Origin of the sequence: Citrobacter enshiensis, from assembly GCF_029338175.1 — a bacterium.
Classification (GTDB): Bacteria; Pseudomonadota; Gammaproteobacteria; order Enterobacterales; family Enterobacteriaceae; genus Citrobacter_D; species Citrobacter_D enshiensis.
In genome coordinates this window covers 4,075,380-4,092,530 of the sequence record NZ_CP119862.1, presented here as the reverse complement: position 1 = coordinate 4,092,530, position 17,151 = coordinate 4,075,380, and the positions used below count along the sequence as shown (strand labels likewise).

Below are 17,151 nucleotides of genomic sequence, written 5' to 3'. Positions count from 1 at the left end.
GTAAAATACTGGCACGGGCGAAGAGGTTTCCTCTCCGCCCGTGCACGCATGTTAGGGGCAGATAAAAAGAGATGGCTAAGCAAGACTATTACGAGATTTTAGGCGTTTCCAAAACAGCGGAAGAGCGTGAAATCAAAAAGGCCTACAAGCGCCTGGCCATGAAATTTCACCCGGACCGTAACCAGGGTGATAAAGAGGCCGAAGCCAAATTCAAAGAGATCAAAGAAGCCTACGAGATCCTGACCGATGCGCAAAAACGCGCGGCGTACGATCAGTACGGCCATGCTGCGTTTGAGCAAGGCGGTATGGGCGGCGGCGGCGGTTTTGGCGGCGGGGCTGACTTCAGCGATATCTTTGGTGACGTGTTTGGCGATATCTTTGGCGGCGGTCGTGGCCGTCAGCGCGCCTCACGTGGTGCTGATTTACGTTACAACATGGATCTCACTCTGGAAGAAGCCGTGCGTGGCGTCACCAAAGAGATCCGTATTCCGACGCTGGAAGAGTGTGATGTTTGCCACGGCAGCGGTGCGAAATCAGGTACCCAGCCGCAGACCTGTCCAACCTGTCATGGTTCTGGTCAGGTGCAAATGCGCCAGGGCTTTTTCGCCGTACAGCAGACCTGTCCGCACTGTCAGGGCCGCGGTACGCTGATCAAAGATCCGTGCAACAAATGCCACGGTCACGGTCGCGTTGAGAAGAGCAAAACACTGTCGGTGAAAATCCCGGCAGGCGTGGATACAGGCGATCGCATTCGTCTTTCTGGTGAAGGTGAAGCAGGTGAGCATGGCGCGCCAGCAGGCGATCTGTACGTTCAGGTGCAGGTAAAACAGCACCCAATTTTCGAACGTGAAGGTAACAACCTGTACTGTGAAGTGCCAATCAACTTCGCAATGGCGGCGCTTGGCGGTGAGATTGAAGTCCCAACGCTGGATGGCCGTGTGAAGCTGAAGGTGCCTGGCGAAACGCAGACCGGCAAATTGTTCCGCATGCGCGGTAAAGGCGTGAAGTCCGTTCGCGGTGGCGCACAGGGTGATTTGCTGTGCCGTGTCGTCGTCGAAACGCCGGTAGGCCTGAATGACAAGCAGAAGCAACTGTTGAAAGATCTGCAGGATAGCTTTGGTGGTCCAACGGGCGAGAAAAACAGCCCGCGTTCAAAAAGCTTTTTCGACGGCGTGAAAAAATTCTTTGATGATTTGACCCGCTAGTTGGTTGCATGAGATCGGACAAGGGCCTGGGGTTGAAAAATCTCAGGCCTTTTTTATTAAACGTATTCATATAATTCGGCAAAGCGTAAGACTTCATTTAATCGTAAAAACCGAATTGTTTATCATAAATAATCTAATTTTAACGATCGATCATGCAGGTTAATATAGTAATTACGAAGTATTCACCTGATTGAGAGAATAAAAAGTGAAACATCTACACCGTTTCTTTAGTAGCGATGCCTCTGGGGGCATCATTCTTATCATTGCCGCCGCGCTGGCTATGTTGATGGCGAACCTGGGGTGGACCAGTGGCTGGTATCACGCATTTCTGGAAACGCCGGTACAACTGCGAGTCGGCGCGTTAGAGATCAATAAAAACATGCTGTTGTGGATCAATGATGCACTGATGGCGGTGTTTTTCCTGTTGGTCGGGCTTGAGGTCAAACGTGAACTTATGCAAGGTTCACTGGCCAGTTTGCGTCAGGCGGCTTTCCCGATCATTGCCGCCATTGGGGGGATGGTTGTCCCGGCGCTGCTCTATCTGGCGTTTAACTACGCTGACCCCATTACACGTGAAGGGTGGGCCATTCCAGCGGCAACCGATATCGCTTTTGCTCTGGGCGTGCTGGCGCTGTTGGGGAGCCGTGTCCCTCTGGCGCTGAAAATATTCCTGATGGCGCTGGCGATTATCGACGATCTGGGCGCTATTGTGATTATCGCGCTGTTCTACACCAGCGACCTTTCCGTGGTTTCTTTAGGTGTTGCCGCGTTTGCGATTCTGGTGCTGGCAGCCCTGAATATGTGTGGGGTAAGGCGTACCGGTATCTATATTCTGGTGGGTGTGGTGTTGTGGACAGCGGTACTGAAGTCTGGTGTACACGCAACGCTTGCTGGCGTGATTGTCGGCTTCTTCATTCCACTCAAGGAGAAGCACGGCCGCTCTCCAGCTAAACGTCTGGAGCATGTTTTGCATCCATGGGTGGCGTATCTGATTCTGCCGCTGTTCGCTTTTGCCAATGCCGGTGTTTCGTTGCAGGGCGTGACGATGGACGGACTGACCTCCATGCTCCCGCTGGGGATTATTGCGGGTCTGTTAATCGGTAAACCGCTGGGTATCAGCGTGTTCTGCTGGCTGGCTCTGCGTCTCAGACTGGCGCAATTGCCGGAAGGCACGAACTTCCAGCAGATTATGGCCGTCGGGATCTTGTGCGGTATCGGATTTACCATGTCGATTTTCATCGCCAGCCTGGCATTTGGAAGTGTCGATCCTGAGCTGATTAACTGGGCAAAACTGGGAATTCTGATCGGATCGTTGCTCTCGGCGATTGTGGGTTATAGTTGGCTTCGTGCCCGCTTAAATGCGCCTGTTTAACGGGCGTGGAATGACAAGGGAGCCACATGCGGCTCCCTTTGCGACATTGTTCAGGGAGAGAAATGAGCATGCCTCATATTAATTACAACCATCTTTATTACTTCTGGCATGTCTATAAAGAAGGTTCTGTTGTTGGTGCAGCAGAGGCGTTGTATCTGACCCCACAAACCATTACCGGTCAGATTAAAGCCCTTGAAGAGCGTTTACAGGGAAAATTGTTCAAGCGAAAGGGGCGTGGTCTGGAGCCCAGCGAATTAGGGGAATTGGTTTTTCGCTATGCGGATAAAATGTTCACGCTTAGCCAGGAGATGCTGGATATTGTGAATTACCGCAAAGAGTCAAACCTGCTGTTTGACGTTGGCGTGGCGGATGCGCTTTCCAAACGTCTGGTCAGCAGCGTGCTGGATGCCGCTGTGGCTGAGGGAGAACAGATCCACCTGCGGTGCTTTGAATCTACGCATGAGATGTTACTTGAACAACTGAGCCAGCATAAGCTGGATATGATCATCTCTGACTGCCCGATAGACTCCACGCAGCAGGAAGGACTCTTCTCCGTGAAGATTGGCGAATGCAGCGTTAGCTTTTGGTGTACCCATCCGCTCCCCGAAAAAACGTTTCCTGCATGCCTGGAGGAACGCCGGGTGTTGATTCCCGGACGCCGTTCAATGCTGGGACGTAAATTGCTGAACTGGATTAACTCCCAGGGGTTAAACGTTGAAATTCTGGGAGAGTTCGATGATGCGGCGTTGATGAAGGCATTTGGCGCTACTCACAATGCGATTTTTGTGGCGCCAACGCTCTATGCGAATGATTTTTATGCAGACGATTCGATTGTTGAAATCGGGCGCGTAGAGAATGTCATGGAAGAGTACCATGCCATTTTTGCGGAGAGGATGATTCAGCATCCTGCGGTACAGCGAATCTGTAATACGAATTACAGCGCGCTCTTTGCCCCTGCGAACAAATAAGGCTTGTTTGCCAGACAGACATAAAAAAACCCGCTTGCGCGGGTTTTTTCACAAAGCTTCAACACTCAGGCGATTAAGCCAGTTTGTTGATTTGTGCAGTCAGGTTAGCTTTATGACGTGCAGCTTTGTTTTTGTGGATCAGACCTTTAGCAGCCTGACGGTCCACGATTGGTTGCATTTCGTTAAATGCTTTCAGTGCAGTAGCTTTGTCGCCAGCTTCGATAGCTGCGTATACTTTCTTGATGAAAGTACGCATCATAGAGCGACGGCTTGCGTTGTGCTTACGAGCCTTTTCAGACTGAACGGCGCGCTTCTTAGCTGATTTGATATTAGCCAAGGTCCAACTCCCAAATGTGTTCTATATGGACAATTCAAAGGCCGAGGAATATGCCCTCTTAGCCTTCTTTTGTCAATGGATTTGTGCAAATAAGCGCCGTTAATATTGCAGCACTCGTTGCGTAGTGATGGCGCAGGATTCTACCAGCTTGCGGACTGTGAATACAGCTTTTCCGCGATAAAAATTGAACAGGGCGGCCAGTTTTTTGTATTGATTTGGCCATAACAATGAAAACAAACCTCTTTATGTTTCGCTGCATCAATCGCCGGTTAACCTTGACCGCTGTACAAGGTATACTTTGGCGATTTTCACTGTTTTGAGCCAGACATGAAGCTGATACGCGGCATACATAATCTCAGTCAGGCCCCACATGGGTGTGTGCTGACCATTGGTAATTTCGACGGTGTGCACCGTGGCCATCGCGCGTTGCTGCAAGGCTTGCAGGAAGAAGGGCGCAGGCGTGGTTTACCGGTAATGGTCATGATATTCGAGCCGCAGCCGCTGGAGCTGTTTGCGACTGAAAAGGTGCCTGCGCGTCTGACCCGTCTACGGGAAAAACTACGTTACCTGGCAGAGTGTGGCGTCGAATACGTGCTGTGCGTGCGTTTCGACCGACGGTTTGCCGCGCTCACGGCGCAAATGTTTATCAGCGATCTGCTGGTGAAGCGTCTCGGCGTACAATTTCTTGCCATTGGCGACGATTTCCGCTTTGGCGCTGGTCGCGAAGGCGATTTCTTGTTATTACAGAAAGCGGGCGCTGAATATGGTTTTGACATCACCAGCACCCAGACGTTCTGTGAAGGCGGTGTGCGAATCAGCAGTACTGCTGTGCGCCAGGCGTTGGCAGAAGACAACCTGTCGCTCGCTGAAAGTTTACTGGGACGCCCCTTTACCATCTCCGGGCGCGTTGTCCACGGCGATGAGTTAGGGCGTACCATCGGTTTCCCGACGGCGAATTTACCGCTGCGTCGTCAGGTTTCCCCGGTGAAAGGGGTCTATGCGGTTGAAGTGATGGGCCTTGGCGACAAGCCGTTACCCGGCGTTGCTAACATTGGCACTCGCCCAACGGTGGCGGGCGTGCGTCAACAGCTGGAAGTGCATCTGCTGGACGTTGCAATGGACCTCTACGGTCGCCATATAGATGTAATACTGCGTAAAAAGATACGCAATGAGCAGCGGTTCGCTTCTCTTGATGAGTTGAAAGCGCAGATCGCGCGTGATGAGTTAACGGCCCGCGAATTTTTTGGGCTATCAAACCCGGCGTAAGCCTACGTGAAAAATACGGAAACGAGAATCTGATGAGTGACTATAAATCAACCCTGAATTTGCCGGAAACAGGGTTCCCAATGCGTGGCGATCTCGCCAAACGCGAACCGGGAATGCTGGCGCGTTGGACTGATGATGACCTGTACGGCATCATTCGTGCGGCCAAAAAAGGCAAAAAAACCTTCATTCTGCATGATGGCCCTCCTTATGCGAATGGCAGTATTCATATTGGTCACTCAGTTAACAAGATTCTGAAAGACATTATCGTGAAGTCCAAAGGGCTTACGGGATTTGACTCACCTTATGTTCCGGGCTGGGACTGTCATGGTCTGCCCATCGAACTGAAAGTTGAGCAGGAATACGGTAAACCGGGCGAGAAGTTCACCGCTGCGGAGTTCCGCGCGAAGTGCCGTGAATATGCGGCGACGCAGGTTGACGGTCAGCGTAATGACTTTATCCGCCTGGGCGTGCTGGGTGACTGGTCGCATCCGTATCTGACCATGGACTTCAAAACCGAAGCCAACATCATTCGTGCGCTGGGTAAAATCATCGGTAACGGCCATCTGCACAAAGGCGCGAAGCCGGTGCACTGGTGCGTAGACTGCCGTTCCGCCCTGGCGGAAGCGGAAGTTGAGTATTACGACAAAACCTCTCCATCTATCGATGTGGCTTTCCACGCCGCCTCTCAGGATGCCGTGAAAGCAAAATTCGGCGTCACTGCCGTGAACGGCCCGATTTCACTGGTTATTTGGACCACAACCCCGTGGACGTTGCCTGCTAACCGTGCGATTTCTCTGGCGGCTGATTTCGACTATGCGCTGGTACAGATTGACGATCAGGCGCTGATTCTGGCGAAAGATCTGGTTGAAGGCGTGATGCAGCGTATTGGCGCCGCAAACTACAGCATCCTTGGCACGGTAAAAGGTGCGGAACTGGAACTGTTGCGCTTTACCCATCCGTTTATGGGCTTCGACGTCCCGGCTATCCTTGGCGATCACGTGACGCTGGATGCCGGTACCGGGGCCGTTCATACCGCACCGGGCCACGGCCCTGACGACTATGTGATTGGCCAGAAATACGGTCTGGAAGTCGCTAACCCTGTTGGCCCGGATGGCACATATCTTCCGGGTACTTACCCGACGCTGGATGGCGTTAACGTATTCAAAGCAAACGATATTGTCGTTGCATTGCTGACTGAAAAAGGCGCACTGCTGCACGTAGAAAAAATGCAGCACAGCTATCCGTGCTGCTGGCGTCACAAGTCGCCGATCATCTTCCGCGCGACGCCGCAGTGGTTTGTCAGCATGGATCAGCAAGGCCTGCGCGTGCAGTCGCTAAAAGAGATTAAAGGCGTGCAGTGGATCCCGGACTGGGGTCAGGCACGTATCGAATCTATGGTCGCGAACCGCCCTGACTGGTGTATCTCCCGTCAGCGTACCTGGGGCGTGCCGATGTCTCTGTTTGTGCATAAAGACACCGAAGAGCTGCACCCGCGTGCCATCGAACTGATGGAAGAAGTGGCGAAGCGCGTTGAAGTTGACGGCATTCAGGCCTGGTGGGATCTCGACCCGAAAGAGATTCTGGGCGATGACGCTGACCAGTATGTGAAAGTGCCGGATACGCTGGACGTCTGGTTTGACTCCGGATCCACCCACTCTTCCGTCGTGGATGTGCGTCCTGAGTTTGCGGGTCACGCTGCGGATATGTATCTGGAAGGTTCTGACCAGCATCGCGGTTGGTTCATGTCTTCTCTGATGATTTCCACCGCCATGAAAGGCAAAGCGCCATACCGCCAGGTACTGACCCACGGATTTACCGTGGATGGTCAGGGTCGCAAGATGTCCAAATCCATCGGTAATACCGTTTCTCCTCAGGATGTGATGAACAAACTGGGCGCGGATATCCTGCGTTTGTGGGTGGCATCTACCGATTATACCGGTGAAATGGCCGTTTCTGACGAGATCCTGAAACGTGCTGCCGACAGCTATCGTCGTATCCGTAACACCGCGCGCTTCCTGCTGGCGAACCTGAACGGTTTCGATCCGGTGAAAGACATGGTGAAACCGGAAGAGATGGTCGTGTTGGACAGGTGGGCGGTTGGCTGTGCGCAAGCCGCACAGGAAGACATCCTGAAAGCGTATGAAGCCTACGATTTCCACGAAGTGGTACAGCGCCTGATGCGTTTCTGCTCCGTTGAAATGGGCTCGTTCTACCTCGACATCATCAAAGATCGCCAGTACACCGCGAAAGCAGACAGCGTGGCGCGTCGTAGCTGTCAGACGGCCCTGTACCACATTGCAGAAGCACTGGTACGCTGGATGGCGCCGATCATGTCCTTCACGGCGGACGAAATCTGGGGCTACCTGCCGGGCGATCGCGAGAAATACGTTTTCACCGGTGAATGGTACCAGGGACTGTTTGGTCTGGCTGATGCCGAAGTCATGAACGACGCCTTCTGGGACGAGCTGCTGAAAGTGCGCGGCGAAGTGAACAAAGTCATCGAACAGGCACGTGCGGACAAGAAAGTGGGCGGTTCTCTGGAAGCAGCGGTGACGCTGTATGCCGAGCCAGAACTGGCCGCGAAGCTGACTGCCCTGGGCAACGAATTGCGATTTGTCCTGTTGACCTCTGGCGCAGCCGTCGCGGAGTATGCAAGTGCGCCTGCTGATGCACAGCAAAGCGAACTGCTGAAAGGGCTGAAGGTCGTATTGAGCAAAGCCGAGGGTGATAAGTGCCCGCGTTGCTGGCATTACACGACTGATGTCGGCCAGGTGGCGGAACACGCAGACATCTGCGGACGCTGTGTCAGCAATATCGCCGGTGATGGCGAACAACGTAAGTTTGCCTGATGAGTAAGCCTATCTGTTCAACAGGACTGCGCTGGCTGTGGCTGGTGGTGGTCGTGCTGATTATCGATTTGGGCAGCAAATACCTGATCCTCCAGAATTTTGCTCTGGGGGATACGGTGTCGCTGTTCCCATCGCTTAATCTGCATTATGCGCGTAACTACGGCGCGGCGTTCAGTTTCCTTGCCGATAGTGGTGGCTGGCAGCGTTGGTTCTTCGCCGGTATTGCGATTGGTATCTGCGTTACCCTGATGGTGATGATGTATCGCACAAAGGCTTCGCAAAAGCTGAATAACATTGCTTATGCGTTGATTATTGGCGGCGCGCTGGGCAATTTATTCGATCGTTTGTGGCATGGCTTCGTGGTCGATATGATCGACTTCTACGTCGGTAACTGGCACTTCGCTACGTTTAACCTCGCGGACACCGCAATTTGTGTCGGCGCGGCAATGATTGTGCTGGAAGGCTTTTTGCCTTCGAAAGAGAAAAAAGCCGCATAAAAAATGGCCGGATGGCGCTTATCAGGTGCTGTAGGCCTGATAAGCGTAGCGCCATCAGGCAAACCTGTGCCGGATGGCGGCGTAAACGCCTTATCCGGCCTACAATATATCGCAATCCTTGTAGGCCCGGTAAGCGTAGCGCCACCGGGCAAACAGGCGGCAGCAATTTTAAAGAGCAACCTGCATGTCTAAATCAGTACAGAGTAACAGTGCGGTGCTGGTGCACTTCACCTTAAAGCTCGACGATGGCTCCACCGCAGAGTCGACCCGCAATAACGGCAAACCTGCGCTATTCCGCCTGGGTGATGGCTCTCTGTCTGAAGGACTGGAGCAGCATCTTCTTGGCCTGAAAAATGGCGAAAAAACCACGTTTTCTCTGGAGCCGGATGCCGCTTTTGGCGTACCGAGCCCGGATTTGATTCAGTATTTCTCGCGTCGGGAATTTATGGACGCGGGCGAACCCGAGATCGGGGCAATTATGCTCTTTACCGCAATGGACGGCAGTGAAATGCCTGGCGTGATCCGCGAAATTAATGGCGACTCCATCACCGTTGATTTCAACCATCCGCTGGCAGGGCGTATCGTTCATTTTGATATTGAAGTGCTGGAAGTCGATCCGGCACTGGAGGCGTAAAATGCAGATCCTGTTGGCCAACCCGCGCGGATTTTGCGCGGGTGTAGACCGCGCTATCAGCATTGTTGAAAACGCGCTGGCGATTTACGGCGCGCCAATTTATGTTCGTCACGAAGTGGTGCATAACCGTTATGTGGTGGACACCCTCCGTGAGCGTGGGGCGATTTTTATTGAGCAAATCAGCGAAGTACCGGATGGCGCGATCCTGATTTTCTCTGCCCATGGCGTTTCTCAGGCGGTACGTAATGAGGCGAAAAGCCGCGATCTCACGGTCTTTGACGCGACCTGTCCGCTGGTAACGAAAGTGCATATGGAAGTGGCGCGCGCCAGCCGTCGCGGCGAAGAGTCGATCCTGATTGGCCATGCGGGGCACCCGGAAGTAGAAGGTACGATGGGTCAGTACAGCAACCCGGTAGGGGGGATGTACCTGGTCGAATCGCCAGAGGATGTCTGGACGCTGAATGTCAAAAATGAGGGCAAACTCTCCTTTATGACGCAAACCACGCTTTCCGTGGATGACACCTCAGACGTTATTGATGCGCTGCGTAAGCGATTCCCGAAAATCGTCGGGCCGCGCAAAGACGATATCTGCTATGCGACGACTAACCGTCAGGAAGCGGTGCGTGCGCTGGCTGAACAGGCCGATGTGGTGTTGGTGGTCGGTTCCAGGAACTCCTCAAACTCCAACCGTCTGGCTGAACTGGCGCAGCGAATGGGGAAAGCGGCGTTTCTTATCGACGATGCGACCGATATCCAGGAAACGTGGGTCAAGAATGCGACCTGCGTTGGCGTCACCGCAGGGGCCTCCGCACCGGATATTCTGGTACAAAATGTCATTTCGCGCTTGCAGGAGCTTGGTGGCGGCGAAGCGATTCCGCTGGAAGGTCGTGAAGAGAACATCGTTTTTGAAGTGCCGAAAGAGCTGCGAGTGGATGTTCGTGAAGTAGAGTAAATCTTGCACGTGATGATTATGAGAAGATGCCAGACTCGATGTCTGGCATTTTTTTATGGAGGAAATATGCGCCTACCCATTATTCTCGACACCGATCCAGGTATTGATGATGCCGCGGCGATTGCCGCTGCGCTGTTTGCCCCTCAGCTTGACCTGCAATTGATGACCACGGTCGCCGGTAACGTCTCCGTGGAGAAAACTACCCGTAACGCCCTGCAACTGCTGCATTTCTGGAATGCCGATGTTCCCCTGGCGCAGGGAGCTGCCACGCCATTATTGCGTCCACTGCGCGACGCGGCCTATGTTCATGGTGAATCCGGTATGGAAGGTTATGATTTTGTCGCGCATAACCGACAGCCGCTGGCGAAACCGGCTTTTATCGCTATTCGTGATGCGTTAATGAGTGCGCCTGAACCGGTCACCCTGGTCGCGATTGGCCCGTTAACAAACATCGCGCTGCTGCTGAAGCATTACCCAGAATGCATATTCAATGTTCGCCGTCTGGTGATTATGGGCGGTTCTGCCGGGCGGGGGAACTTCACCCCTAATGCCGAATTTAATATCGCTGTCGACCCGGAAGCTGCCGCCTGTGTATTCCAGAGTGGAATAGAGATTGTGATGTGCGGGCTGGATGTCACGAATCAGGCCATGCTGACGCCGGAGTATCTGGACGCGTTACCCACTCTGAATCGTACCGGAAAGATGCTGCACGCCCTGTTCAGTCACTATCGCAGCGGAACAATGAGCACTGGCGTGCGGATGCACGACCTGTGCGCCATTGCCTGGCTGGTTCGCCCGGATCTGTTTACCGTCAAGCCGTGCTTCGTCGCGGTAGAAACTCAGGGGGAATATACCGCCGGAACAACCGTTGTGGATATTGAGGGACGGATGAACAGACCGGCAAATGCGCAGGTCGCCCTCGATATCGATGCTATTGGTTTCCAGCAGTGGGTTGCAGACGTGCTGGCATTGGCGCCGTAAATCCAAGTCTATATAACGGTATGGTGCGACTTATTCCGATGCATCATGCCTTTTACTGATATCTCACCCTGTTTATCATTAAATTCTAATTATCGACGTTTTTGGCTAGCGGTGCGGCAGCGCGCTGGTTAATCTGAAAACGATTTACGCAAAATTAACAAAAGAGAATAGCTATGCATGATGCACATATCCGCGTTGCCATCGCGGGAGCCGGTGGACGCATGGGACGCCAGTTGATTCAGGCGACACTGAGCATGGAAGGCGTTCAACTGGGCGCAGCGTTGGAGCGGGAAGGTTCCTCATTGCTGGGCAGCGATGCCGGTGAACTGGCGGGCGCCGGAAAGTGCGGTGTTACCGTACAAAGCAGCCTTGATGCCATCAAAGACGATTTTGATGTATTCATTGATTTTACCCGCCCGGAAGGGACGCTGACGCATCTGGCCTTTTGCCGCCAGCACGGCAAAGGCATGGTGATCGGCACGACCGGGTTTGACGAGGCCGGTAAGCAGGCTATTCGCGACGCCGCTCAGGAGGTAGGGATTGTGTTTGCGGCGAACTTTAGCGTGGGCGTCAACGTTATGCTGAAGCTTCTCGAAAAAGCGGCAAAAGTAATGGGCGACTACGCCGACATTGAAATTATTGAAGCGCACCATCGTCATAAAGTGGATGCGCCGTCAGGTACAGCACTGGCGATGGGGGAAGCGATTGCCCATGCGCTGGACAAAGATCTTAAAGACTGCGCCGTCTACAGCCGGGAAGGCTATACCGGTGAGCGTGTGCCGGGCACGATTGGTTTTGCTACCGTGCGTGCGGGGGACATTGTGGGTGAACATACCGCGATGTTTGCCGATATTGGCGAGCGCGTTGAGATCACGCATAAGGCATCCAGTCGCATGACATTTGCTAACGGAGCCGTAAAATCGGCAATTTGGTTAAAATGCAAATCAAATGGTCTTTTTGATATGCGAGATGTGCTTAATTTAAATAATTTATAAGCATAAGTTACCCTTAGTGATGTGGTCATTGTAGTCATAATTTATTGATTACATAGGGCAATATTTTATTGCCCTTTTATTTTATTGCTTTTGTCATGTACTTTTAACCAATTCCTCATAATATCGTGTTTTTATCTTTGTTTTTGTTGGTTTTATGTAAATTTTGACCAAATGGTCTACTTTTTTCATCTTGATAATGTTTTTTCATGCTCTTTCTGCCGCGCAAGCGTTTCCCGACGTGACTTAGCTGATCTTTTTGCCTGTTAAATCACGTGATTTATCCCAGTGACTCAAAATAATAATAAAAATTCCCCTTTCAGGTAGACTTTTGTCCGGTCTGTCTCTAGAATGCCGCCGTTTGCCAGAAATACATGGGTAAGCAAATTTGCATTGATTCATGCAGTCATAATGAATTAATATGCAAATAAAGTGAGTGAATATTCTCTGGAGGGTGTTTTGATTAAGTCAGCGCTATTGGTTCTGGAAGACGGAACCCAGTTTCACGGTCGGGCCATAGGGGCAACAGGTTCGGCGGTTGGGGAAGTCGTTTTCAATACTTCAATGACCGGTTATCAAGAAATCCTCACTGATCCTTCCTATTCTCGCCAAATCGTCACTCTTACTTATCCCCATATCGGTAATGTCGGCACCAATGAAGCCGATGCAGAATCCTCTCAGGTACATGCGCAAGGTCTGATTATTCGCGACCTGCCGCTGATTGCCAGCAACTACCGCAATACCGAAGACCTCTCTTCTTACCTGAAGCGCCATAACATCGTGGCGATTGCCGATATCGATACCCGTAAGCTGACGCGTCTGCTGCGCGAGAAGGGCGCACAGAACGGCTGCATCATCGCGGGTGATAATCTGGATGCGGCACTGGCGCAGGAAAAAGCGAAAGCCTTCCCTGGCCTGAACGGGATGGACCTGGCGAAAGAAGTGACCACAGCGGAAGCCTATAGCTGGACGCAGGGGAGCTGGACGCTTTCAGGCGAACTGCCAGAAGCGAAAAAAGAGGAAGAACTGCCGTTCCATGTGGTGGCGTATGACTACGGCGCTAAACGCAACATTCTGCGTATGCTGGTAGATCGCGGCTGTCGCCTGACAGTGGTGCCAGCGCAGACCTCTGCAGAAGACGTTCTGAAAATGAACCCGGACGGCATTTTCCTCTCTAACGGCCCTGGCGACCCGGCGCCGTGTGACTATGCTATTACCGCGATTCAGAAATTCCTCGAAACCGACATTCCGGTGTTCGGTATCTGCCTCGGCCATCAGCTACTGGCGCTGGCAAGCGGTGCGAAAACCATCAAGATGAAGTTTGGCCACCACGGCGGCAACCATCCGGTCAAAGATATTGATAACAATACCGTGATGATTACTGCCCAGAACCACGGTTTTGCGGTTGATGAGGCGTCGATGCCTGCCAATCTGCGCGTGACGCATAAATCCCTGTTTGACCACACCCTGCAAGGTATCCATCGCACCGACAAACCGGCGTTTAGCTTCCAGGGACACCCGGAAGCCAGCCCAGGCCCGCACGATGCCGCGCCACTGTTCGATCACTTTATCGAACTTATCGAGCAATACCGTAAGACCGCTAAATAATCAGGAGCCGAGAAGACAATGCCAAAACGTACAGATATAAAAAGCATCCTGATCCTTGGCGCTGGTCCGATTGTTATCGGCCAGGCCTGCGAATTTGACTACTCCGGCGCACAGGCCTGTAAAGCCCTGCGTGAAGAGGGTTACCGCGTTATTCTGGTGAACTCTAACCCGGCGACCATCATGACCGACCCGGAAATGGCCGATGCCACCTACATCGAGCCGATTCACTGGGAAGTGGTGCGCAAAATCATCGAGAAAGAGCGTCCGGACGCCGTACTGCCGACCATGGGCGGCCAGACAGCGCTGAACTGCGCGCTGGAACTGGAGCGTCAGGGCGTACTGGAAGAGTTCGGCGTGACCATGATTGGCGCGACAGCTGATGCGATTGATAAAGCGGAAGACCGCCGTCGCTTCGACATTGCGATGAAGAAAATCGGTCTCGACACCGCGCGCTCGGGTATCGCTCACACGATGGAAGAAGCGCTGGCGGTTGCCGCTGACGTCGGCTTCCCTTGCATCATCCGACCTAGCTTCACCATGGGCGGCACCGGCGGCGGTATTGCCTATAACCGCGAAGAGTTCGAAGAAATTTGCGAACGCGGGCTGGATCTTTCCCCCACCAACGAACTGCTGATTGATGAGTCGCTGATTGGCTGGAAAGAGTACGAGATGGAAGTGGTGCGTGATAAAAACGACAACTGCATCATCGTCTGCTCTATCGAAAACTTCGACGCCATGGGCATTCATACCGGTGACTCCATCACCGTAGCGCCAGCGCAGACGCTGACCGATAAAGAATACCAAATCATGCGTAACGCCTCGATGGCGGTACTGCGTGAAATCGGCGTGGAAACCGGCGGTTCTAACGTCCAGTTTGCGGTGAACCCGAAAAACGGTCGCCTGATTGTCATCGAAATGAACCCGCGTGTATCCCGCTCCTCGGCGCTGGCGTCGAAAGCGACCGGCTTCCCGATTGCTAAAGTGGCGGCGAAACTGGCGGTAGGTTACACCCTCGATGAGCTGATGAACGACATTACCGGCGGACGTACTCCGGCCTCGTTCGAGCCTTCCATCGACTACGTTGTGACCAAAATTCCTCGCTTCAACTTCGAGAAATTTGTGGGCGCGAACGACCGTCTGACCACCCAGATGAAATCTGTCGGTGAAGTGATGGCGATTGGCCGCACCCAGCAGGAATCCCTGCAGAAAGCGCTGCGCGGTCTGGAAGTGGGCGCGATGGGCTTTGACCCGAAAGTGAGCCTGGATGACCCGGAAGCGCTGACCAAAATCCGCCGTGAGCTGAAAGACGCGGGCGCTGAGCGTATCTGGTACATCGCTGACGCCTTCCGCGCTGGCCTGTCTGTCGACGGCGTGTTTAACCTGACCAATATCGACCGCTGGTTCCTGGTGCAAATTGAAGAGCTGGTGCGCCTGGAAGAGAAAGTGGCGGAAGTGGGCATTAACGGCCTCGACGCGGACTTCCTGCGCCAGTTGAAGCGCAAAGGTTTTGCCGATGCGCGTCTGGCTAAACTGGCCGGCGTTCGCGAAGCGGAAATCCGCAAGCTGCGCGACCAGTTCAACCTGCACCCGGTTTACAAGCGTGTGGACACCTGCGCCGCAGAATTCGCCACCGACACCGCGTACATGTACTCCACGTATGAAGATGAGTGCGAAGCGAATCCGAATCAGGATCGCGACAAGATCATGGTGCTGGGCGGCGGTCCAAACCGTATCGGCCAGGGGATCGAGTTCGACTACTGCTGCGTACACGCCTCGCTGGCGCTGCGCGAAGACGGTTACGAGACCATCATGGTCAACTGTAACCCGGAAACGGTCTCTACCGACTACGACACCTCTGACCGTCTCTACTTTGAGCCGGTAACTCTGGAGGATGTGCTGGAAATCGTCCGCGTCGAGAAGCCGAAAGGCGTTATCGTACAGTACGGTGGTCAGACGCCGCTGAAACTGGCGCGTGCGCTGGAAGCGGCGGGCGTACCGGTTATCGGTACCAGCCCGGATGCGATTGACCGTGCGGAAGACCGTGAGCGCTTCCAGAAAGCCGTTGACCGTCTGAAGCTGAAACAACCGGCGAACGCCACCGTAACCGCCATTGAGATGGCCGTTGAGAAGGCGAAAGAGATTGGCTACCCGCTGGTAGTGCGCCCGTCCTACGTACTGGGCGGCCGTGCGATGGAAATCGTCTACGATGAAGCCGACCTGCGTCGCTACTTCCAGACGGCAGTCAGCGTTTCTAACGATGCGCCGGTGCTGTTGGACCGCTTCCTGGACGATGCTATTGAAGTGGATGTGGATGCTATCTGCGACGGCGAGATGGTGCTGATTGGCGGCATTATGGAGCACATCGAACAGGCTGGCGTTCACTCCGGTGACTCCGCCTGCTCGCTGCCTGCTTACACTCTGAGCCAGGAAATCCAGGACGTGATGCGCCAGCAGGTGCAGAAACTGGCCTTCGAACTGCAGGTTCGCGGCCTGATGAACGTTCAGTTCGCGGTGAAAGACAACGAAGTCTACCTGATTGAAGTCAACCCGCGCGCGGCGCGTACCGTGCCGTTCGTCTCCAAAGCGACGGGTGTTCCGCTGGCGAAAGTGGCAGCGCGCGTGATGGCCGGTAAGTCACTGACCGAACAGGGTGTTACCAAAGAGATTATCCCGCCGTACTACTCGGTGAAAGAAGTGGTACTGCCGTTCAACAAATTCCCGGGCGTTGACCCGCTGTTAGGGCCAGAAATGCGCTCTACCGGGGAAGTGATGGGCGTGGGGCGCACCTTTGCAGAAGCGTTCGCGAAAGCGCAGCTGGGCAGCAGCTCTACCATGAAGAAATCCGGTCGCGCATTGCTCTCTGTTCGCGAAGGTGACAAAGAGCGTGTGGTGGACCTGGCCGCAAAACTGCTGAAACAGGGCTTCGAACTGGATGCTACCCACGGCACGGCGATTGTGCTGGGAGAAGCCGGTATTAACCCGCGTCTGGTGAACAAAGTGCATGAAGGCCGTCCGCACATTCAGGACCGTATCAAGAATGGCGAATACACCTACATCATCAACACCACCGCAGGTCGCCAGGCGATTGAAGACTCCAAACTGATTCGCCGCAGCGCGCTGCAGTATAAAGTGCATTATGACACCACGCTGAACGGCGGTTTCGCCACGGCGATGGCGTTAAATGCCGATGCCACTGAGAAGGTGACATCGGTGCAGGAAATGCACGCGCAGATTAAAAAATAATCCCGGATGGCGGGTATTCACCTGCCATCCGGTAAAACGGAATATTGTCATTAATCTGAACGGTTCCTGAAAAGGAGCCGTTTTTTTTGGTCGGTAAGTTAATTCCAGGGGATTTATATTTCTTTAATTATACTTACAATGTGACAAGCAAGATTTAGCTCACACTAATTAGCCTCTAACTTGCATATTATCGCTGATATCCACGACTTTAATACGGCTAATGGCATTGTGTTTAATTCGCGCCGAC

General features: G+C 53.4%; 13 protein-coding genes and 1 pseudogene. 13 read left to right on the top strand and 1 reads right to left on the bottom strand.

Annotated features, from left to right (window positions below):
- Nucleotides 1-71 precede the first annotated feature (71 nt).
- From dnaJ to nhaR, 3 genes are all read left to right on the top strand, one after another.
- Nucleotides 72-1,205 carry a molecular chaperone DnaJ gene (gene dnaJ, locus P2W74_RS19425; protein ID WP_276292890.1) on the top strand — a complete coding sequence of 378 codons (1,134 nt, stop codon included), beginning with the start codon at nt 72-74 and terminating at the stop codon, nt 1,203-1,205.
- A gap of 205 nt (nt 1,206-1,410) precedes the next feature.
- Nucleotides 1,411-2,577: a Na+/H+ antiporter NhaA gene (gene nhaA, locus P2W74_RS19420; RefSeq protein WP_276292889.1), complete on the top strand. Its 1,167-nt coding sequence runs from the start codon at nt 1,411-1,413 to the stop codon at nt 2,575-2,577.
- Nucleotides 2,578-2,645: 68 nt separating this feature from the next.
- Nucleotides 2,646-3,545 (top strand): transcriptional activator NhaR, encoded by a 900-nt coding sequence (nhaR, locus tag P2W74_RS19415; protein WP_276295230.1) that lies wholly within the window; start codon nt 2,646-2,648, stop codon nt 3,543-3,545.
- Nucleotides 3,546-3,618: 73 nt separating this feature from the next.
- Here the strand turns inward: nhaR and rpsT are convergent, their stop codons facing one another.
- Nucleotides 3,619-3,882 (bottom strand): 30S ribosomal protein S20, encoded by a 264-nt coding sequence (gene rpsT, locus P2W74_RS19410; RefSeq protein ID WP_003018940.1) that lies wholly within the window; start codon nt 3,880-3,882, stop codon nt 3,619-3,621.
- A gap of 105 nt (nt 3,883-3,987) precedes the next feature.
- On the opposite strand from rpsT, the pseudogene P2W74_RS19405 reads away from it, so the two are divergent.
- From P2W74_RS19405 to carB, 10 genes and pseudogenes are all read left to right on the top strand, one after another.
- Nucleotides 3,988-4,202 (top strand): annotated as a pseudogene (locus P2W74_RS19405) (DUF2575 domain-containing protein).
- Nucleotides 4,203-4,209: 7 nt separating this feature from the next.
- The gene (ribF, locus tag P2W74_RS19400) at nt 4,210-5,148 is read left to right on the top strand and encodes a bifunctional riboflavin kinase/FAD synthetase (protein ID WP_276292888.1); all 939 of its coding nucleotides are present in this window, start codon (nt 4,210-4,212) and stop codon (nt 5,146-5,148) included.
- A 32-nt stretch (nt 5,149-5,180) separates the two neighbouring features.
- Nucleotides 5,181-7,997 (top strand): isoleucine--tRNA ligase, encoded by a 2,817-nt coding sequence (gene ileS, locus P2W74_RS19395; RefSeq protein WP_276292887.1) that lies wholly within the window; start codon nt 5,181-5,183, stop codon nt 7,995-7,997.
- Nucleotides 7,997-8,494, top strand: a complete 498-nt coding sequence (lspA, locus tag P2W74_RS19390) for a signal peptidase II (RefSeq protein WP_276292886.1) — start codon at nt 7,997-7,999, stop codon at nt 8,492-8,494. The genes ileS and lspA overlap by 1 nt, the downstream gene beginning before the upstream one ends.
- Before the next feature lie 184 nt (nt 8,495-8,678).
- Nucleotides 8,679-9,128: an FKBP-type peptidyl-prolyl cis-trans isomerase gene (fkpB, locus tag P2W74_RS19385; protein ID WP_203358975.1), complete on the top strand. Its 450-nt coding sequence runs from the start codon at nt 8,679-8,681 to the stop codon at nt 9,126-9,128.
- Nucleotide 9,129: 1 nt separating this feature from the next.
- Entirely contained in the window at nt 9,130-10,080 is a 951-nt protein-coding gene (gene ispH, locus P2W74_RS19380) for a 4-hydroxy-3-methylbut-2-enyl diphosphate reductase (RefSeq protein WP_276292885.1), read from the top strand.
- A 66-nt stretch (nt 10,081-10,146) separates the two neighbouring features.
- Nucleotides 10,147-11,061 (top strand): ribonucleoside hydrolase RihC, encoded by a 915-nt coding sequence (gene rihC, locus P2W74_RS19375; protein ID WP_276292884.1) that lies wholly within the window; start codon nt 10,147-10,149, stop codon nt 11,059-11,061.
- 173 nt (nt 11,062-11,234) lie between these two features.
- Nucleotides 11,235-12,056 (top strand): 4-hydroxy-tetrahydrodipicolinate reductase, encoded by an 822-nt coding sequence (dapB, locus tag P2W74_RS19370; protein ID WP_276292883.1) that lies wholly within the window; start codon nt 11,235-11,237, stop codon nt 12,054-12,056.
- 456 nt (nt 12,057-12,512) lie between these two features.
- A complete protein-coding gene (carA, locus tag P2W74_RS19365) occupies nt 12,513-13,661 on the top strand; it encodes a glutamine-hydrolyzing carbamoyl-phosphate synthase small subunit (RefSeq protein ID WP_276292882.1) in 1,149 nt (382 codons plus the stop codon).
- Nucleotides 13,662-13,679: 18 nt separating this feature from the next.
- Nucleotides 13,680-16,904, top strand: a complete 3,225-nt coding sequence (carB, locus tag P2W74_RS19360) for a carbamoyl-phosphate synthase large subunit (RefSeq protein WP_276292881.1) — start codon at nt 13,680-13,682, stop codon at nt 16,902-16,904.
- The last annotated feature ends 247 nt before the right edge of the window (nt 16,905-17,151 follow it).